This window comes from Bradyrhizobium sp. HKCCYLRH1030, from assembly GCF_051168395.1.
Taxonomy (GTDB): Bacteria; Pseudomonadota; Alphaproteobacteria; order Rhizobiales; family Xanthobacteraceae; genus Bradyrhizobium.
This window is the reverse complement of the sequence record NZ_JBNPUY010000001.1, coordinates 879,091-897,285: the sequence shown is the minus strand read 5'-3', so window position 1 is coordinate 897,285 and position 18,195 is coordinate 879,091. Positions and strand designations below refer to the sequence as shown.

The following is an 18,195-nucleotide window of genomic DNA, read 5'->3' as shown; positions in this document are numbered from 1 at the left end:
CATGACGGCGGCGGTGCACGCCGGCGAGACGTTCGATGTCGTGGTCGTCGGAGCCGGCGCGGGCGGCATGACGGCGGCGACGATCGCGGCTGCTGACGGCTGCTCGGTGCTGCTGCTGGAGCAGGCTGAAGTCATCGGCGGCACCACCGCCATCTCCGGCGGCATGGTCTGGATTCCTGCCAATCACAAGGCGGCCGCGGAGGGGCGGGCGGATACGCTGGAGGCGGCGCGCACGTATTTGGACCGGACCGTGCCGGGGCAGGACCGCACGAGGCTCGAGACGTTCCTTGCATTCGGCGACGAAGCCTTGCGCGATCTCGAGGCCCGCACTGCGCTGCGGCTGCAGCCGGTGCCGACCTATCCGGATTATTATCCCGACCTGCCCGGTGCCACCGCGGGAGGCAGGGTGCTGGAGCCGCTGCCATTCGATGCGCGCGGCCTCGGCGACGCCTTTGCGCTGCTGCGCGATCCGCTGCCGGAGTTCATGCTGTTCGGCGGCATGATGATCGGCCGCCAGGATATCCCGCATCTGCGCCGTGCCGGCCGATCGTTGCGCTCGGCCCTGCATGCGGCCAGGTTGATCATGCGCTATGGCCTGCAGCGGCTCACGGCGCGGCGCGGCACGACGCTTTATCTCGGCAACGCGCTGGCGGCGCGGCTGCTGCGCTCGGCACTCGATCGTGGCGTCGTGATACGCACCGGCACCTCCGCCCAGCAGCTTGAAGCCGACGCGCAGGGCAGGGTCTCGAGGCTCGAAATTGTCGATCGCTCCGGCCGCTCCTGGATCACCGCAAGGCGCGGCGTGGTGCTCGCGACCGGCGGGCTGTCGCATGATGCCGAGCTGCGCCGCTGCTATGTGCCTGAGGCCGCCGGCCTGCTGTCGGCCACCGTCGACCCCGGCGCCGCACCACGCGGTGCGCGGCTGGCCATGGCCCTGGGCGCGTGCCTGTCGGCGCCGACGAAAGAGGGCGCGTTCTGGGTGCCGGCTTCGACATTCACACGGGCCGACGGCAGAAGCGGCATCTTCCCGCACACGGTCACCGATCGCGCCAAGCCCGGCCTGATCGCGGTCGATGGCACCGGCCGCCGCTTCGTCAACGAGGCGGTGTCCTACCACGAGTTCGTGCGCGCGCAGCTCAGGCACGCGACGGCTATTCCTGCCTGGCTGATCTGCGATCGCCGCTTCCTGTGGAGATACGGCCTCGGCAAGATCAAGCCGTTCACGCGCAGTGTCGCGCGTGATGTCGCCGCGGGCTATCTCAAGCGTGCCGACAGCCTGGACGCGCTCGCGGAGACGATCGGCGTCCCGGCGCAGGCGCTGACTGCAACCGTCGCGGAGTTCAATGCCGATGCGGTGCGCGGCGAGGATCCCGCCTTCGGCCGCGGCGGCGACATCTATCAGCGCGCGCTCGGCGACGTCGATCAACATCCAAATCCCTGCGTCGCGCCGATCCTGGAGCCGCCTTTCCATGCCGTCGCGGTTTATCCGGCCGATCTCGGCATGTCTGCGGGCCTCGTCACCGATGCGCGCGGGCGGGTGTTGCGCGCGGATGGCTCACCCATTCCTGGCCTGTTCGCCTGCGGCAACGACATGGCCTCGATCATGGAAGGGGCCTATCCCGGGCCCGGCATCACGTTGGGTCCGGCGCTGGTCTTCGGCTGGCTCGCGGGCAGGAACGTCGCCGGCGCGAACGTTTGAGGGCTCTCATGCTCGTGAGCTCGCTCCAGGCATGGCTCGATGTGACCTCTCGGAGCCTGGAGGCATGAGAACGACTTGGTCACACTTCGCGGCTTGTGAAAGTCGGCCACGGGTTGTTGCCTGAAGTGGGGACGCGGCAGTGGTCAGGAGGACCGTTGTCGTTGTCCAGGGTAGGGTGGCCTTCCCCACCCGCCGCCCGGCCGACGGACGCAAATGGCTCGCTAGTGGAGTCGCGCCGCTTCGGATCCCCGCCGGCTCGCTACTATATCGCGTGCAACACAGGATCAACTTGGGAAGTTTGCAATTGACGAACGGCTCGGGCCGCCGCGAGTAGCGGACGGTGCTCGTGTTTGGGCAACTCGAGATGATATGGTTGCGCGTCCCCGTAACGAGGCGCCTTGAGCATCACGCGCCTCTGCGGCCTTTTCCTGATATCGCCTGGCCGACGCGCTGCTTTCGTAGTTGAATTGTCGTTTCCGCTCAGCTCTCATTGATGAGCTGCTGGCACCAAGGTCAGAAGTTGCTCATTGCCGTGTAGGCAATAGCAGCCGATGGTTGCCGAACGGGCGCTCGGCATGAGCCGCCCATCTGCCGTGTGGAAATTCCGGTTACGACAATCCGGAGTTGCCGGCTTTGTTCCGGGCCTGCGGCCGCGGCCCTGGAGGAGCGTCCGCGTGCATCGGGACCTGTTGTGCGCGGTGAAGTCAGGCCGTGGATGGTTGCCGGTGGGATGGCGGCGTCGTACGCTCGCGCGCCACGTGACAGGTGGCATGATCGGGGACCGGGTCGTTTCAGGATGAGGCGCTGATGGCGCGGAGGGCAGCTCGCGTGATGGATGAGGACGACCCGAGCGGAGAGATCTCCCGGATCGAGGCGCGGATCGACGAGCTTGCCGAGATGGCGGAGCGGTGCCGAAAGATCATCCTGGCCTCGAAAATCGCGATAGCGGGCGGCGCCGCATTGCTGCTCGGCGCGGTGCTGGGCCTGCTCGGATCCGATGCGGTCGCGCTCCTCGGCGCCATTGCGGCGCTGCTCGGCGGCATCGTGTCGCTCGGATCGAATGTCAGCACGTTGCGACAGACAATGGCGGCGATGGCCGCCGCTGAAAGGCTGCGCTCGGACCTGATCGGCAGCATCGATCTTCGCCTGGTCGGCGAGAGGCGAGGGAGCGTGTAGTTCGCGATGGGATGATGGCGTGACGCGCTCCAGGTGTTGGCAGCAGTTGCCCTTGGCCGATGGCCCGGCGACCTGGTCCGTTCGATGAAAATGACAGGGAGACCACATGCTCAAGGGGATCGATCCACTGCTCAATGCCGACGTGCTCCATGCGCTCCGCGCGATGGGGCATGGCGACCGTCTCGTGATCTGCGACACCAATTTTCCGGCGGATGCGATCGCGCGGCAGACAGTGTTCGGCGGGCTGCTGCGCATCGATAATGTCAGCGCGGCGCGCGCGGTCCAGGCCGTGCTGTCGGTGCTGCCGCTCGACAGCTTCATCGACGATGCCGCCGTGCGGATGGAGGTCGTGGGCAGTCCTGCGGAGGTGACGCCGGTGCAGCAGGAGGTGCAGGCGGTGATCGACCGCGCCGAGGGCAGGTCGTGGCCGCTGGTCGGCGTCGAGCGCTTCGCATTCTATGAGATGGCCAGATCAGCCTATTGCGTGATCGCCACCGGCGAGCGCCGGTTCTACGGCTGCTTCATCTTCAGCAAGGGCGTCATCCCGCCGGATGGCGCATCGGGATCATGATGCCGGCTGGCGCGCCGCATTTGGGCAGCGGTGCGCATGCCGGCAAGGGTATCGCGATCGGTCATCCGCCTCGCGTTCGACGCGTAGCGCCCGCCGCGGCTCAATGGGCTTCGGGGAAGCGACCCTGCGAGAGATCGGTCCCGCATGTCGCTGCGCTCATGGCAGGTTACGGGACTGATCGCGACGGCAGAGAAGCGAGTCCAGCGCCGGGCGAGCGCCGCGAGACCTCGCCCGATGCCGCGTCGAGGTTTCAATTGGACGCGGTCTCAGCGGCAATTCCAGGTCGTGCCCTGCGCGCAGACCGCGTTCGGGCTGTCGCCGCCATAGACCTGATAGGGGTATTCGCCCTTGCGGTAATAGCCATAGGCGTGGGGGTTCACGCCGTAGTAGGACGGAGCCGCGTAATAGGCCGGGCCGTCATAGACCGGGCCATCGTAATAATCGTAGGCGTCGCGGCTTGCGGCGATCGCAAGACCGGTGCCGATGGCACCCGCCGCGAGCGCCGCGCCGATCGCAGCGCCGCCGCCGCCGCCGTGCCAGCGCCCATTTCGCGCGTCGGCACTGGTCGGGGTGAAGGCGCCGATCGCGAGTGCAGTCAATGAAGCAATTGCGGCCGTGCGGCCGAGCAGAGCTAGTTTGGTCGACATGTCAGGCCTCCAGTGAAGTGCGCCGTGATTGGCTGATGTCTCCGGTGTCCGGCTCTGCCGAGAACTGTGACGAACGTCAGAGCCGAACAATGCCGGCAAACGGATGATCGATTGCGGTTCTGGACCTGACCTCGCCGAGGAGCTGGCGAGGGTCCAACGCGAATGGCAGGTCCATCGCACTAGAACCGCCGTCCCGCTTTGGAGTTCCGGCCCCGCCCGAACTTCCATGCGATCGGACAGGGGCCGCTGGGCACGCAGAGGAGGAATGGCTCGTGCTTTGCCGACCCGGCAGCCCGGTGCCGGAGCCAACTCATCACTGTGACGGTGGATTCCAATCACTGAAGACGTTTGAAGGGCGTCGATGAGACTGGCCGCCGTGACCCGACGAGCTCGCGCCATCCCGAGCTGCACGACGGGCAATCTCTGCCTGGGTGCCATCCGCCGCGGGAGCGCGACGTCATGGCCTCGCTGTTCGACCTGTTCGGAACATGCGCGTTTGCTGGCGAGCCCGTCATCACGACGTTGCGCGGGAGCAAGGAGGTTGCAGCCATCCAAGTGCGTGTCCGGATGGCGTCGTCTCACCCCATCGTCGCCAGCCTGACCGCCAGCGCACACGCCCGATCGTATTCGTCCAGGTTGATCCATTCGTCAATCGTGTGCGGCTCGTTCTGGCCGGTGCCGAAGGTCACGGTGGGGATGCCGTGGCGGACCATCCAGTTGGCGTCGAGGCCGCCATTGCCGGCGCGCAGGGTCGGCGCGGCGCCGATGTCGGAAACGGCAGCCATGGCGCGCTTGACGACGGGAAGGGTCTCCTTCATCCGGAACGGATGATAGTCGGTCTCGGCCTTGAACTTGACGCGGCCGGACTTGCCTTCGCTGTTGGTGACCTGCTTGGCCGCCTTCTCGAAGGCCGCCTTGTAGGCCTTGGTGATCTCGCGGATGAATTTGGCATCGTGGCTGCGGCATTCGCCGCGGACGTGGACGTAGTCGGTGACGACGTTGGTGGCGTCGCCCGCGGGGCGGCCTTCGCCGCCGGTGACCGGACCGACATTGCTGGTGCCAAGCCTCGCGTCCTTGCCCTTGCCCTTCACCACCTTGCCGAACCAGCCGCCGGCTTTCACCTCGGCGAGCGCGAGGGCCAGGATCATGGTGGCGCTGATGCCGCGCTCAGGCGCGACGCCGGCATGCGAGGCGCGGCCGAAGATCTCGACCTCCCAGCGGTCGGCGCCGACAGCGCCGATCGTGACGGCGGAGGCCGAGCTGCCGTCGAAGTTGAACGCCATCTCGGGCGCGCCGAGGTCGTCGGTGTTGACGTGCCGCGCGCCATAGAGCCCGCTCTCCTCGCGCACGCAGAACAGCAGCGTGATCGGCGGATGATCGAGCTTCTGCCGGATCAGCTCGGCCGCGAGCGTGACGAGAATGCCGCAGCCGCAGCGATTGTCGCCGCCGAGCGCGGTCTTGGCCTGGTTGACGATCTTGCGACCGGAGATCTTCGGCTGCGCGCCGGCGCACAGCGGCACCGTGTCCATGTGGGTCATGAACATGATCCGCGGCTGATTGTGCTGGCTGCCGCGGCCGGGCAGCTCGACGATCAGGTTGCCGGTCTCGGTCGGCAGCGGAATGCGCGTATTGGCATCGTCGAGCCGCATCGCCTTGGCCGGCACGCCGGCCTGCTTCAGCGCGGCCATGATCTCGCGCCCGATCGCCTTTTCCTGTCCGGTCACGCCCTGGACGGCGAGAAAACGCATCAGACGATCGGTGGCGGCGGTGGTGTCGACGGACATGAAGCGATTCCCGTGATGAACGATGTGCCCGGAGCATCCAGCCGGGCGGCCGGTTGCGCAAGGGGGCTCGCATTGGTTTCGCCGCCTGACTCTTTTCCGATGCCTCGATCGTTTTCATGTCATCTGGACATTGGAGCATCATCATGAGCCTGAAAGACAAGACGATCGTCGTGACCGGCGGAAGCCGCGGCCTTGGCCTGGGAGTCGTGGAGGCCCTCGTCGATCGCGGCGCCAAGGTGACCGTCGTCGCGCGCGGAACCGAGGCGCTGAACGCGATTGCTGCGCGCCTGGGTGTGGCCACGATCGCGGCCGACGTCACCGACGAGGCCGCTGCGCATCGCATCGTCGGCGATATCAGCCCCGACATCCTGATCTTGAACGCCGGCACAACGCCGCACATGGACCGGCTGGATCGGCTGACCTGGAGGGATTTCTCGGTTGCCTGGGAAACGGACGTCAAGGCGGGCTTGTACTGGATCCAGGCGGCGCTCAAGCTCCCCCTGAAACCAGGAAGCCGCGTCCTGGTCGGATCGAGCGGCGCGGCGGTGGGCGGTTCGCAGATGTCAGGCGGCTACGGCGGCGCCAAGCGCATGCTCTGGTTCATGGCGAAATACGCCAACGGCGTGTCGCAGGACGACAGGCTCGGCATCCGCTTCCAGGCGATCGTGCCGCGTATGATGATCCTCGGCACGGGAGTGGGGGATACGGCCGCGGGTGCTTATGCCGGGTCCATGGGCATTGCGCCGGAAGCGTTCGTTGCCCGCTTCGGCGCGCCGATGCCGCCACGGGCGTTCGGCGATCGTGTGGTCGCAGTGCTGGAGGACCCGCGGTTCGTCGACGGCGTCGTGTTCGGTCTCAACGGAGATTCCGGCGTGACGGTGATGGAAGGAGCGGCAGCTTGAGCGACGGCGGACATGCTTCGCGCGGCGCGCGCAGCGCCGAGCTCGTGGCCCTCGCAGAGCAGCTGCGGCCCGAGCTGCATCGTTATTGCGCGCGCCTGATGGGCTCTGTGATCGACGGCGAGGACGTCGTGCAGGACACCCTGACAAAAGCGCTCGTCGCGGTGGACGAGATGCGCGACGTCGCGATGCTGCGCGCCTGGCTGTTCCGGGTCGCGCATAACCGGGCGCTGGACCTGCTGCGCAGCCGTGCGATCCGGGCCGCCGAACCGATGGAGGCGGCTGACGGTGTCGCCGACGACACCGTGCCGGATGCCGTGGAGGCGATGATGCGCGACGAGGCGATCCGGACCGCGGTGTCGCGCTTCACGGAGCTTCCGATCCCTCAGCGGAGTGTCCTCGTTCTGAAGGATGTGCTCGATGAGTCGCTCGCCGACATCGCGGCGCTGCTCGACCTGACGGTGGACTCGGTGAAGGCGCATCTCGCCCGCGCCCGGGCGCGGCTCTCCGAGATCAACGCTGTGGCCGAGGCGCGGCCGGCGGCGAGACCCGCCTCCGATGCGGCGACACGCTATGTGAGCCTGTTCAACCGGCGTGATTGGGACGGCCTGCGCGCGCTGCTGGCACACGACGTCAAACTGCACCAGTCCACTCATCCCGTCCGTGTCGGCCCGGCCGATGTCGGGATGTTCTTCAGCATTTACGCCGGGATGGACGGCGTCTGGCTGGCGCCGGCCTGGCTCGAGGGCCGGGAAGTGATCGCCGTGTTCGAACGCCAGGGCGATCCGCGGCCCAGCTACGTCATGTGGCTGAGCTGGCGCGACGGCAAGATCAGCTTCATCCGCGACTACCGCTACGTCCGCTATGTCATCGCCGATGCAGAGCTGGCACTCGCCCCGCCGTCCTGAGCACCCGGACCGGCAAGGGCTTGATCCACATCAACGAGGGACGGTCGCGCCAGGAGCATCTTTTGACCAAAGAGGTCTGAGATGCAGCTCTTCAACTCGACGAGGGACTACGGGGCGATTCCGCAGACGCTGCATTGGCTGACGGTCGTTCTCGTGGCCGTCGCCTGGGCGCTTGGGGTCTTCGGTGACGTGCTGCCCAAGGGCGCGCCGCGCGAGTCCGGCCTGCTCGTCCATGTCACGGCTGGGATCGCGATCCTCATGCTTCTGGCGGTGCGCCTGGCTTGGCGGCTGGCCGATCCTTCTCCGCCGCCCGAAGCGACCGAATTCGCCACATGGATGGGAAAGTGGCAGTATCCGGCCGCGCGTTTCGCGCACTACGTTCTCTATGCGCTGCTCTTTGCCGTGCCCGTCGTTGGCATCGTGTTGCAGTTTGCGCGCGGTGATTCCTTGCCGCTGTTTGGCATTGCCGAGATCGCGTCGCCCTGGCCCAAGGACCGCGCGTTTGCTCACAACGTCAAGGAAGTGCATGAAATTCTCGCCCACGCCCTCGTCATCGTGGCTGCAATGCATGCGGCCGCCGCGCTGATCCATCACTGGATCTTCCGGGACCGGACGCTGCTTCGCATGCTGCCTCACTCGGACGACTAGGGAAGCGACACGCCTGTCGGAAACCATGGATTGCGCCGGTCGCTTCCGCCGCCGTAACCGAACGGTCGCGATCCGATCGATCACTCCGCTCATGGTTCGGATTGCCAACCCCAAGGACACGCGGCCCGGAGACTCCCCCAATGCTAGAGTATCGCGTCAACGCCCGACGGATCGATGCGCATGAAAGCGTGGCTGACTGCAAGGATGCGACCGTGGTGCTCGACACCGATGTCCAGGGACGGCGGGATGCGTTCAACCCGGCCGAGCTTCTTCTCGCCGCGGTTGCCGCCTGCATGATCAAGGGAATCGAACGCGTGACGCCGATGCTCAAGTTCCATATTCGTGGCGTCGAGGTGCGACTGATCGGCTTCCGTCAGGACAGCCCGCCGATGATGGCGTCGATCGATTACGAGCTGATCGTCGACACCGACGAAGACGACCGCCGGCTCGAGCTGCTTCATCAGAATGTCAGGAAGTATGGAACGATTTCCAACACCGTGGCGGCCGCCACGAAGTTGCAAGGCGTGATCAGGAGAAAGACATGAGCCGCCTTCACGTCCACCCCGAAAGCCATCTGGTGGCGCGGATCGGATGGCTCAGAGCGGCCGTTCTGGGAGCCAATGACGGCATCATTTCGACTGCGAGCCTGATCGTCGGTGTTGCTGCGGCAGCAGCGACACGAAACGACGTCCTGATCGCAGGCGTGGCGGGATTGGTCGCCGGAGCGATGTCGATGGCCGCCGGTGAATATGTCTCCGTCAGCTCGCAGTCGGATACGGAGCAGGCCGACCTGGCCCGGGAACGCAAGGAGCTGAGCGACAACCCCGCATTCGAACGCGACGAGCTTGCCGAAATCTACGTCAAGCGAGGTCTGGATCAATCCCTTGCGCGGCAGGTGGCCGAGCAGTTGATGGCGAAAGACGCACTGACGGCTCATGCCCGCGACGAATTGGGAATCTCGGAGATCACCGCAGCGCGGCCGATCCAGGCTGCCCTGACCTCGGCCATGATGTTTTCGGTGGGGGGCGCCATGCCCTTGCTGATGGTCGTCGTGTCGCCCGCCAATTTGCTGGTCCCGATCGTCTCCGCGGCTTCTCTCGCCTTTCTCGCGGTGCTGGGAGCGATCGGCGCAAAGGCAGGCGGGGCCAACATTCCGCGCGCCACCTTTCGCGTGACGTTCTGGGGGGCCTTCGCCCTGGGTCTCACCGCAGGCATCGGAAGGCTGTTTGGGGCCGTTGTTTGAAGCGCTGGCAAAGCTTGCGCGACGGTCAACGGCGTTACCCCCGTCTCGTGTCGAGGCTGCGGCGGTGTCGCGGTGTCGTCGACACGGGCATTATTTCGAGAAATTGAAGACCCAATTCGGTCCAGGCGCCATTATCAACCGGCCCGCGAGCCGCCACATCTCGCGTCACGGGCATTCGATGGGTGCGACCCTGACGTCAACAGGATGCCGCCGAGGCGGCAACGCGCCCCATGCCGTGGTCGTGAGGAGCGAGTGGTGGACGGACAGCAAGCGCCGGGTGGATCCCGGCCGGTCATTCTGCATCAGGAGCGTCCCCCAGCGGAGCCGCGCGCCGGGGCGTCCGCAGGACGTGCGCTGTGGTTGCTCGCCGCGCTCAGCCTGATGTTCGGAATGCTGGTCGCGGTGCCGTGGATGGTCGAGTATGTGACCGTGGGCCAATATCTGGTTCACACCGATGACGCCTATGTCAGTATGAACGAGATCCCGGTCAGGTCGGCGGTGTCCGGCCTGGTCAGGGACCTGCTCGTGACCGACAATCAGGAGATCGCTGCGGGACAGGTTCTCGCGCGGATCGAGCACCGGGACGAGCGCGCTTCGACGGTCGCGCTGAACGACGTCATCGCTCCCGTCGCCGGCGTCGTGGCTGCAAGCGGTCTCCATGTCGGCGACGCCGTGACGACAGATCGGTCGTTGATGGCGGTGGTCACGCCAGGCGAGCCCCACGTCATCGCAGCTCTCGCGGTTTCCGAGATCACCTATGTCGCGATCGGACAGGCGGTCACGATCGACGTGCCGGGCCTGCCCGTCCGGCTCTATGGACATGTCGCGGATGCTGAGTGGATCGGCGCGGCGTCCGGCTCGCCAACCGGCGAAGCGCGGATCGCGCTGAAGATCAGCCTGCTGAAGGCGGCCATGCCCGCCGGATTGCGATCGGGCATGGCTGTCGGCGCGACGATCCTGACCGGCCTGACCGGGACGGAGCGGATGGTCTCGCAGATCCTGCGGGAGAGGGCGCAGAGGACCTGCCACTGCGAGCAGGATCTCCAGCCCGCGTCGGTGCAGCGGCGCATCTGACCACGGCCATCCCTGCGCGACGGGCAATCCGTGCATGCCTCTCATGCCTGAACTGCCCGTCGTGCCAGTTTGTCGCGGACTCATCACTTGCACCGTCGGGCAAATCACCTCCACATTTCCTGTTATCCCGGCTCGCTGAAGAGGGACGTTTCGCGATCGTCACGAGCGTCGAGCCGGAAGATGCGATGGGCGCGTTGCTCCGCAGCCGGGTGTCACAGCCCGCGCCGACGAACGGAGCGATGCGACGGCGAAGTGGTGTGGTCCAGGCATCGCGGTGCTGATGCCAAGCCGGCGGTGATGATGATCCGCCGGCGACGGGGGCAAGACAGCCGATCCCCGGGGAGAGCGCCTATAAGTCGTCAAACCGTCGCGCAGGGAAGGCCGGATATTGGGCTGAACCCTTGGTTCTGCCGCGTGCTTTTTGCTGCACGCGGACCGCGGGTATCAGCTGATACCCGATCTTCCCTGCGCCTCTTCTTCGGAGGAAGAGGTTCACTCAAGATGACAACTCGGGCGGATGCCGCCGCGAGATGGCTCAGCCTTGCCTGCTGTTTGAAACGTACAACACGCGGTCGTGCGATGTCCCGCACCAAGTGGGCAGTCGCAAGGTGATCTGCGGCCCTATCTCGACGTGATCGAGAGCGTCTTCTTCACCGGCGGCCTGTCGGTGACGATCAAGTCGTAACACAAGGTCGGCGGCCTGCCGGCGCGCATGAACATGAAGCTGGCCGAACCCTTATGCTCAGCGGTCGGCGAGAGGTTGGTGATGCTAATGGCCTACCGTTTACCAGGTCGAGTGCCAAGACGCCTCAACTTGGCATCCCCGCCGACAAGCGCTGCGCAGACGGCCAAGTCGGCATTGTCGACGATGAGTGACCCATTCTGTGACTCCGAGCCTCTGCCGCGCTTCTTGAACGCCCGGAGCTCTAGTGCCTTGGGCTGGCGAACAAAGTCGCCTCCAGTCCGATGTGGTTCGAAAGGTAGTCCTGCGGGCCGGGGGTGACGACCCAGCGAATGCGTGACTTGAAAGCACGCCGGCGCACACGTGAGACGTCGAGATTGAAGCCGTGAAATGCAGTCGCACGTTCCATGAACAGGTAGTCGATCCTCGATCCGGTGGGATTCGCGTCGTCTGGCTGCATGTCGTCGCAGTAGTAATCGACATCATCCGACATCGTCGGCGTGGCAACGGCCGGATCGTAGGCTTGCCGATATGCCTCGCTGGCGCGATAGACCTTACAGTTGGTATTGAAGTCGTTGTAGATCGGCTCGTCGCCCTCGCCGTGACGGTCGGTCAAACCGTCGCTTTTCATCGTATCGTACGGGACGCTCCACAGGTCATAGAAGCCGGCCTGCTCCATCGCCGCGACCAGGTTGTGGTATTCGTCGGTATCAGCACCGATGTTGAAATCTCCGGCGACAATGGCCACGTTGGATGGAAGGTGCGTCGCCTTGATGAAGGCAATCAACTCATCAATCTGCGTGCGCCTGACGTCGATCTTCTCCGCGTCAGTTGGGCCGGGCGGCAGAAGGCCGCCATCGCCGGCATAAACATGCGTCGAATAGAGCTCGATCGCACCGAAGCCGACCGGGATACGCGTGAGTTGCACCCCTTTGTTCGCCCATTTGTCAGAATCGAACATGTAGCCCATCTCGCATCCGCCGGGCATCACTCGCGACACGCCGTCCGCGGCATAGACATGCCCGCCGCCATTCTCGATCGTCCGCGTTGGGCTGAGGACGAGGATCCCGCTCTGCAGTTGCTTGTAGGCGAGGGAGCCGGTCGGTCCGTCGACATGCTGCGCGGTGCCATGTGCCAGGATCGTATCCCGCGTATCCTGGTCCCAAGCCTCGACCAGCGATACGAGGTCGTAGGCGAACACCCTCCGGCCGATTTCGTCGGCGCGCTCGGGGATGACCGGCTTCTCCATGACACTCACTTCGAACACGCCAAGCACCGGCGCGACCAACTGCATCAGCACCTCGAATACGACCTCCTCGGGGATCGAGAAGAGGCTTATCAGCCAGTCGAGGTCGGAACTGAGATTTTCGATGATGTATCCGCCGAGCGAGAGGCCGTTGCCCACCAGCTTGCAGGCATCGTTCAGCGGGTTGGCGGAAACGCCGCAGACTTCCACGATCGGCGGGAAGATGCGGTCGCAGACATCTCCGATGTCGGCCCCGATCATCTCCAGTGCCTTGCCGATGAACTCAGCCGATGAGACCCCAAGACAAGCCGCGAAGTGGCCCACCCCTCCGGCAGCGGCGACGATCTCCTTCAGCCCGATCTTCGCGCGCAGGCACCAGATGTTGTAGTGGAGGAATGAAATTCGTGTCGTGGAGGGGCCTGAGAGGCGCCAAGCCGCCTCGGCGAACGAAGCCGTCGGCAGGGTCGTTCCCGGTGCCGCTCCGGGGTAGCGCAGCCTGGACAACAGGCTGTGCATCGACTGCGGCGGGTAAAGTGCGTCGGCCTGCTGCGCGAGCTGATTGAACGACGTGGTGGGCATGCGCGCGTCCTCCTGACTGGTGAATCAGCTTGCCTGGAAGCGATAGGCGAGCGTCGGCCACGACAGCCAGCGTTCCGGCGCCCGTCTGACTTCCTGCTCGATCTTCTGGTTCACCCAGGCAGCGAGATCCTCCGGCTGCTTGCCGGCGGTGGGCAGTGTCGCCACCACTTCCACGCGGCTGTCCCTGGGCGCTATCAGCGCCAGCGTGTAGCCGTTGCGGATCGCAAGCCTCAGAATGGCGGCCGGAGTCTTGGTGGGGCGCCCGAAGAATGGGCTGCGGATGAACTCGGTGCCCGGATGAATATTGTCCATCATCGCGAACACGTTGCGGCCTTCGCGCATGTACGCGGCGAGCGCCGCCGCACCGCCTTCGGCCCGGAAGTTCAGTGTGGTGCCTGCGTCCTTCAACTCGGAGAGCCAGGGAGCATCATTCGATACCAGAACGACCACATGCTTTTTTTCCGCAGTGCCGAGCAGGCTCGCGAGCTCCGGGAAGTACCATCCGACAATCAGCAGCTTCCCCGATGCCGGCAGGTTCAGATCGATCTGCCGCGTCTTCCATGCACTTAGATTGCTCATGGCCTCGAGCCAAGCCCGCTGATGAGCCGAGCTGAAATCGGCGCGGGCTCGAACGTGGGGCGTGGGGAGCAGCTTGCCTGCCCAGGCGAAGGCATGGTCCGCGCAGGCCGGAACCGACCTCTCGACTGCGTCGACCTTCAATCCGTGAATGCCGCTCAGGACGGTGTGCAGATCATTGGGCATTTCAAGACCCCGCCAGTTCCCATGTTCTGAGCGCGGCCTGGCGCGCGCCAGAACATCCTACTTCGTAGTTAACGGTCGCAGGCGCCAGCCGATGGAGCGTTGACGTGAATCAAACTGCGGCGGCCGAGTTGACGATATTTTAAGTTACATCTTCAGCGGGAGGCGGCGAACATGACGAGCGACATCAAACTCACCGACACGTCGGTCATCCTGGAAGGATCAACGACTGTGCTGCAGAGCGGCAATGTCAGGGTTCCCGTCGACGCGCAGGGCTATCCCGGCATGCTCAGAATCGAGTTTGACGGCGCGGAGGCCCACGCGGGACGTCTCTTGCTAGCCCCGGCTTGGTTGGGGCGAGCGATAATGGCATGCAACGTCGAGACCGTGCAGCTCCAGAGCCCGAAAGTGCCTCCGGCGGCGCGCGCGGCGCTCTCTCACTCCCAGGCTGACGAACTTGTTCTCAACGATGGCAAGCATTACGCCGGGGGCGTTTCGATTTACGGTGCAGCGAAACTCGAAGATGTGACCGTTAAAGGCGCCGCGCGGTTCGAGAAAACCGTTACCGCTCCAGACGGAATTGTCGCGGGTGGCGTTACGATCGCAGTCCCCGCACCGCCCGCATTGCAACCGGGTCTATCAGTTGCGAGCTCCCGCACCAGCATGGAGATCAGCTCGTCGACCATTCGTGTGACAACGAGCCATGTCGGGATGATGGGGCATCAACCCGCGCCGGACGTCCTTGACCTGGTCGCGGAGATCCGCAGCCTTCGCGACCGGGTGGCCGCGCTGGAGAAGAAAGCCGGGGTTCCCGTGCCGGCCTAGTTTCGAGAGGCTCCTCGGCTTGGTCGCGCCGTAACAAAGCCAGATGCCATGCGTTGGTGTGATCCAAGGCCTGTAATATCTCAGATGATCGCGAGCTTCATCAAGGTCGATGCCTCACGGCCGCAAACCATCTCTTGGATTGTCCAACCAATGGCCGTACGTTGGTGGGCGGGGACGGAATTAGGAGAACAGTTGGTCTGATGGATGAGGACGACCCGAGCGATCAATCTCCCTCATCGAGGCGCGGATCGAACAGCTGGCCGACGCGGCCGAGCGGTGTCGAAAGATCATCATGGCCTCGAAGATCGTGATATCCGGCTGCGCCGCGTTGCTGCTCGGGGCGGTGCTGGGCCTGCTGGGGTCCAATGCGGTCGTCGTCCTCGGGACGATTGCCGCGGTGCTCGGCGGCATCGTTTCGCTCGGATCGAACGTCAGCACCTTGCGACAGACCATGGCGGCGACGGCCGCCGCTGAAACGTTGCGCTCGGACCTGATTGGCAGCATCGATCTTCCGGCCCCGCCCGAACTTCCATGCGGTCGGACCAGTGCCGCCGGGCACGCGGAGAAGTAGAATGGCTCGTGCTTTGCCGACCCGGCAGCTCGGTGCCGGAGCCAAGCTCATCACTGTGACGGTGCATTCCAATCACTGAAGACGTTTGAAGGCGTCGATGGGACCGGCTGCTGTGACCCGACGAACTCGCGCCATCCCGAGCTGCACGACGGGCAATCTGTGCATGGCGCGTATGCGCCAACTGCCCGTCGTGCCAGTTTGTCGCAAACTCATCACTTGCACCGTCGGGCAAATCACATCCACATTTCCTGTTATCCCGGCTCGCTGAAGAGGGACGTTTCGCGATCGTCACGAGCGTCGAGCCGGGGAGGCGACGGGCGCGTTGCTCCGCAGCCGGGTGTCAAAGCCCGCGCCGACGAACGGAGCGATGCGACGGCGAAGTGGTGTGGTCCTGGCATCGCGGTGCTGATGCCAAACCGGCGGTGATGATGATCCGCCGGCGACGGGGGCAAGACAGCCGATCCCCGGGGAGAGCGCCTATAAGTCGTCAAACCGTCGCGCAGGGAAGGCCGGATATTGGGCTGAACCTGTGGTTCTGCCGCGTGCTTTTTGCTGCACGCGGACCGCGGGTATCAGTCGATACCCGGTCTTCCCTGCGCCTCTTCTTCGAGGAGAAGGGGACTTCAGTTGCATAACCCGGGCGTCATCAGCGGCGGGATCGCGAGGCCATGTGTGAGCCATGTGTGCCGTCTGATCGTCGAGCGAAGGAGCCGCGGTGCTGCTGGACGATGGCCGGCTCAGGCGCCCGCATCATGCGCATTGATCACCGCCACGAAGGCCTCGCCGTAGCGCGCGAGCTTGACCGTGCCGGCACCGGGGATGCTCGCAAGCTCCGCGACGGAGCGCGGATGGCGGGCCGCCATTTCGGCCAGCGTCTTGTCGTGGAAGATGACATAGGGCGGGACGTTCTGCGCCTTGGCGAGCTCCATCCGGCGTACGCGCAGCTTCTCAAACAGGTCGCGGTCGAGGTCGGGAAATGCCGCCGTGGTCTGCCGCTCCCGGGATTTGCGGTCGCGCCGCGACTTCTTCAGCACGCGCAGGCTGAGCTGCGGCTTGTCGCGCAGGAACTGGCGACCCTCGGGCGAGATCGACAGGCCGCCATGGCCGGCGACGTCGACGCTGATCAGACCATGCGCGACGAGCTGGCGGACGATCGAGCGCCAGGCGTTGCGGTCGTGCTCCTTGCCGATGCCGAAGGTCGAGAGCTTGTCGTGGCCGAGCCGTTCGATGCGCTCGTCGGTCTCGCCGAGCAACACCGCGATGACGTGGGCCTGGCCGAAGCGCTCGCCGGTGCGGTGGATGCAGGACAGCAGCTTCTGCGCGGCGATGGTGCCGTCGAAGGTCTCCGGCGGGTCAAGACAGATGTCGCAATTGCCGCACGGCGCGCAATCGTCGCCGAAATAGCGCAGCAGCACCTGGCGGCGGCACTGGCAGGTCTCGGCGAAGCCGAGCAGCGCATCGAGCTTGCGGCGCTCGGTGCGCTTGCGCGCATCGGGCGCGTCGGACTCATCGATGAAGCGGCGGCGCAGCGCGATGTCCTCCGCCCCGTACAGCATCAGAGTCTCGGAGGGCAGTCCGTCGCGCCCGGCGCGGCCGGTCTCCTGGTAGTAGGCCTCGATGCTGGAGGGCAGATCGGCATGAACAACGAACCGCACGTCGGGCTTGTCGATGCCCATGCCGAAGGCGATCGTGGCGACCATGATCAGGCCCTGCTCGAGCTGGAAGCGGCGCTGGTTCTTCTCCCGCGCCTTCATCTCCATGCCGGCATGATAGGGCAGCGCCGGGAAGCCGTGATCGCTGAGCGAGGCGGCGACTTCCTCGGTCTTGCGCTTGGACAGGCAATAGACGATGCCGCTCTCGCCCTCGCGCGATTTCAGGAAGGCCAGCATCTGCTGCATCGTGCTGGTTTTCTCCGCTGCGCCATAGCGGATGTTCGGCCGGTCGAAGCCGGCGATGAAGCTGTTGCCGTCGCCGATCGAAAGATGCTCGACGATCTCCGCGCGCGTCGGCGCATCGGCCGTGGCGGTGAGTGCGATGCGCGGGATGGTCGGGAACAGCCCGGCGAGGCAGTCGAGGGCGCGGTATTCGGGACGGAAATCATGGCCCCATTGCGAGACGCAATGCGCCTCGTCGATCGCGATCAGCGACAACCGTGCGGTCTTGAGCCGCTCGAGGTTCTCCGCCTTGAGCAGCGTCTCGGGTGCCATGTAGAGGAGATCGAGCTGGCCGCGTTCGATGTCCTGCCACAGCAGGTCCTTCTCGGCGCCCCAGAGCCGCGAGTTCAGCGCCGCGGCCTTCACGCCGGCCTGCCGCAGCGCCGCGACCTGGTCCTCCATCAGCGCGATCAGCGGCGAGATGATCAGCCCGAGGCCGGGACGCGCCAGCGCCGGGATCTGGTAGCACAGCGACTTGCCGCCGCCGGTCGGCATCAGCACGAAGGCATTGTGGCCGGCGATCACGTGCTCGACGATGTCACGCTGCCGGCCGCGGAAACTGTCGTAGCCGAACACGGTCTTGAGGATCGAGAGCGGATCGGCGGCCATGGGAATGCACTTCTTCGGCAGACAGAGGGACTGGATAAGTCCCGTTGCGGGACGCCGCCGTCAAGCGAAAGCTGGCCGCTGACGCGCATGTCAGCGGCGCGGAGAAGCATGGTGCGGGGGACAGCGGCAGGGGCGCGTTGGACAAGCCGGCGAGTTATGGCAGAATCGACGTGCATCGCATTATGTTCTGATCCTGATCCAACCATGGGCTCCCGGGGGGAGGCCGGGTGCATTGGCACCTCGCCGGGCGCAAGTGCTGGTCGATGCCGATCCGCAGTGGTCGGTGGTGCAGCTCGCCGAGCGGCAGCGTGCGCTCGCCATGCAAAGCTCTGGCGCGTGGC

At 65.4% G+C, this 18,195-nt stretch carries 15 protein-coding genes and 1 pseudogene; 11 read left to right on the top strand and 5 right to left on the bottom strand.

Features of this window, described 5'->3' with window-relative positions; all coding sequences use genetic code 11:
• The first annotated feature begins 1 nt into the window (after position 1).
• From ACQR1E_RS04115 to ACQR1E_RS04105, 3 genes are all read left to right on the top strand, one after another.
• Entirely contained in the window at positions 2–1,699 is a 1,698-nt protein-coding gene (locus tag ACQR1E_RS04115) for an FAD-dependent oxidoreductase (protein WP_316225588.1), read from the top strand.
• A gap of 831 nt (positions 1,700–2,530) precedes the next feature.
• Positions 2,531–2,875 (top strand): hypothetical protein, encoded by a 345-nt coding sequence (locus ACQR1E_RS04110; RefSeq protein ID WP_315718526.1) that lies wholly within the window; start codon positions 2,531–2,533, stop codon positions 2,873–2,875.
• 106 nt (positions 2,876–2,981) lie between these two features.
• The gene (locus ACQR1E_RS04105) at positions 2,982–3,446 is read left to right on the top strand and encodes an RbsD/FucU family protein (protein WP_315718506.1); all 465 of its coding nucleotides are present in this window, start codon (positions 2,982–2,984) and stop codon (positions 3,444–3,446) included.
• Positions 3,447–3,712: 266 nt separating this feature from the next.
• Here ACQR1E_RS04105 and ACQR1E_RS04100 read toward each other — a convergent pair whose 3' ends face one another.
• Positions 3,713–4,093 (bottom strand): hypothetical protein, encoded by a 381-nt coding sequence (locus tag ACQR1E_RS04100; RefSeq protein ID WP_315718505.1) that lies wholly within the window; start codon positions 4,091–4,093, stop codon positions 3,713–3,715.
• Positions 4,094–4,671: 578 nt separating this feature from the next.
• Positions 4,672–5,877, bottom strand: a complete 1,206-nt coding sequence (locus ACQR1E_RS04095) for a M20/M25/M40 family metallo-hydrolase (protein ID WP_316194086.1) — start codon at positions 5,875–5,877, stop codon at positions 4,672–4,674.
• Between the two features lie 143 nt (positions 5,878–6,020).
• Between ACQR1E_RS04095 and ACQR1E_RS04090 the strand changes: the two genes are divergently transcribed.
• The 6 genes from ACQR1E_RS04090 (at position 6,021) to ACQR1E_RS04065 (ending at position 10,649) form a co-directional block, all read left to right on the top strand.
• The gene (locus ACQR1E_RS04090) at positions 6,021–6,779 is read left to right on the top strand and encodes an SDR family oxidoreductase (protein WP_315749833.1); all 759 of its coding nucleotides are present in this window, start codon (positions 6,021–6,023) and stop codon (positions 6,777–6,779) included.
• The gene (locus ACQR1E_RS04085) at positions 6,776–7,684 is read left to right on the top strand and encodes a sigma-70 family RNA polymerase sigma factor (protein ID WP_315827436.1); all 909 of its coding nucleotides are present in this window, start codon (positions 6,776–6,778) and stop codon (positions 7,682–7,684) included. The genes ACQR1E_RS04090 and ACQR1E_RS04085 overlap by 4 nt, the downstream gene beginning before the upstream one ends.
• An 81-nt stretch (positions 7,685–7,765) precedes the next feature.
• Positions 7,766–8,332: a cytochrome b gene (locus tag ACQR1E_RS04080; RefSeq protein WP_316164641.1), complete on the top strand. Its 567-nt coding sequence runs from the start codon at positions 7,766–7,768 to the stop codon at positions 8,330–8,332.
• 140 nt (positions 8,333–8,472) lie between these two features.
• Positions 8,473–8,877: an OsmC family protein gene (locus ACQR1E_RS04075; protein ID WP_315750037.1), complete on the top strand. Its 405-nt coding sequence runs from the start codon at positions 8,473–8,475 to the stop codon at positions 8,875–8,877.
• On the top strand, positions 8,874–9,575 hold the full coding sequence (locus ACQR1E_RS04070; protein ID WP_315749836.1) for a VIT1/CCC1 transporter family protein: 702 nt from the start codon (positions 8,874–8,876) through the stop codon (positions 9,573–9,575). The genes ACQR1E_RS04075 and ACQR1E_RS04070 overlap by 4 nt, the downstream gene beginning before the upstream one ends.
• 255 nt (positions 9,576–9,830) lie before the next feature.
• Entirely contained in the window at positions 9,831–10,649 is an 819-nt protein-coding gene (locus ACQR1E_RS04065) for an HlyD family efflux transporter periplasmic adaptor subunit (protein ID WP_315749838.1), read from the top strand.
• Positions 10,650–11,575: 926 nt separating this feature from the next.
• On the opposite strand, the gene ACQR1E_RS04060 is transcribed toward ACQR1E_RS04065, so the two are convergent.
• Both ACQR1E_RS04060 and ACQR1E_RS04055 read right to left on the bottom strand, forming a co-directional pair.
• On the bottom strand, positions 11,576–13,156 hold the full coding sequence (locus ACQR1E_RS04060) for an endonuclease/exonuclease/phosphatase family protein (RefSeq protein ID WP_316164642.1): 1,581 nt from the start codon (positions 13,154–13,156) through the stop codon (positions 11,576–11,578).
• Positions 13,157–13,180: 24 nt separating this feature from the next.
• A complete protein-coding gene (locus ACQR1E_RS04055; protein ID WP_316194087.1) occupies positions 13,181–13,918 on the bottom strand; it encodes a hypothetical protein in 738 nt (245 codons plus the stop codon).
• 171 nt (positions 13,919–14,089) lie between these two features.
• Between ACQR1E_RS04055 and ACQR1E_RS04050 the strand changes: the two genes are divergently transcribed.
• Complete coding sequence (locus ACQR1E_RS04050; RefSeq protein WP_316164644.1) at positions 14,090–14,740, top strand: hypothetical protein; 651 nt, start codon at positions 14,090–14,092, stop codon at positions 14,738–14,740.
• A 200-nt stretch (positions 14,741–14,940) separates the two neighbouring features.
• Positions 14,941–15,311, top strand: a pseudogene (locus ACQR1E_RS04045) (hypothetical protein).
• Between the two features lie 737 nt (positions 15,312–16,048).
• Here the strand turns inward: ACQR1E_RS04045 and recQ are convergent.
• Positions 16,049–17,854 carry a DNA helicase RecQ gene (gene recQ, locus ACQR1E_RS04040; RefSeq protein ID WP_316194088.1) on the bottom strand — a complete coding sequence of 602 codons (1,806 nt, stop codon included), beginning with the start codon at positions 17,852–17,854 and terminating at the stop codon, positions 16,049–16,051.
• Positions 17,855–18,195 lie beyond the last annotated feature (341 nt).

What these genes read in the sequence shown, in the direction of transcription:
- ACQR1E_RS04115 (WP_316225588.1), top strand. Translation starts at nt 2, where the DNA reads ATGACGGCGGCGGTGCACGCCGGCGAGACGTTCGATGTCGTGGTCGTC.
- ACQR1E_RS04110 (WP_315718526.1), top strand. Translation starts at nt 2,531, where the DNA reads ATGGATGAGGACGACCCGAGCGGAGAGATCTCCCGGATCGAGGCGCGG.
- ACQR1E_RS04105 (WP_315718506.1), top strand. Translation starts at nt 2,982, where the DNA reads ATGCTCAAGGGGATCGATCCACTGCTCAATGCCGACGTGCTCCATGCG.
- ACQR1E_RS04100 (WP_315718505.1), bottom strand. Translation starts at nt 4,093, where the DNA reads ATGTCGACCAAACTAGCTCTGCTCGGCCGCACGGCCGCAATTGCTTCA.
- ACQR1E_RS04095 (WP_316194086.1), bottom strand. Translation starts at nt 5,877, where the DNA reads ATGTCCGTCGACACCACCGCCGCCACCGATCGTCTGATGCGTTTTCTC.
- ACQR1E_RS04090 (WP_315749833.1), top strand. Translation starts at nt 6,021, where the DNA reads ATGAGCCTGAAAGACAAGACGATCGTCGTGACCGGCGGAAGCCGCGGC.
- ACQR1E_RS04080 (WP_316164641.1), top strand. Translation starts at nt 7,766, where the DNA reads ATGCAGCTCTTCAACTCGACGAGGGACTACGGGGCGATTCCGCAGACG.
- ACQR1E_RS04075 (WP_315750037.1), top strand. Translation starts at nt 8,473, where the DNA reads ATGCTAGAGTATCGCGTCAACGCCCGACGGATCGATGCGCATGAAAGC.
- ACQR1E_RS04070 (WP_315749836.1), top strand. Translation starts at nt 8,874, where the DNA reads ATGAGCCGCCTTCACGTCCACCCCGAAAGCCATCTGGTGGCGCGGATC.
- ACQR1E_RS04060 (WP_316164642.1), bottom strand. Translation starts at nt 13,156, where the DNA reads ATGCCCACCACGTCGTTCAATCAGCTCGCGCAGCAGGCCGACGCACTT.
- ACQR1E_RS04055 (WP_316194087.1), bottom strand. Translation starts at nt 13,918, where the DNA reads ATGCCCAATGATCTGCACACCGTCCTGAGCGGCATTCACGGATTGAAG.
- ACQR1E_RS04050 (WP_316164644.1), top strand. Translation starts at nt 14,090, where the DNA reads ATGACGAGCGACATCAAACTCACCGACACGTCGGTCATCCTGGAAGGA.
- recQ (WP_316194088.1), bottom strand. Translation starts at nt 17,854, where the DNA reads ATGGCCGCCGATCCGCTCTCGATCCTCAAGACCGTGTTCGGCTACGAC.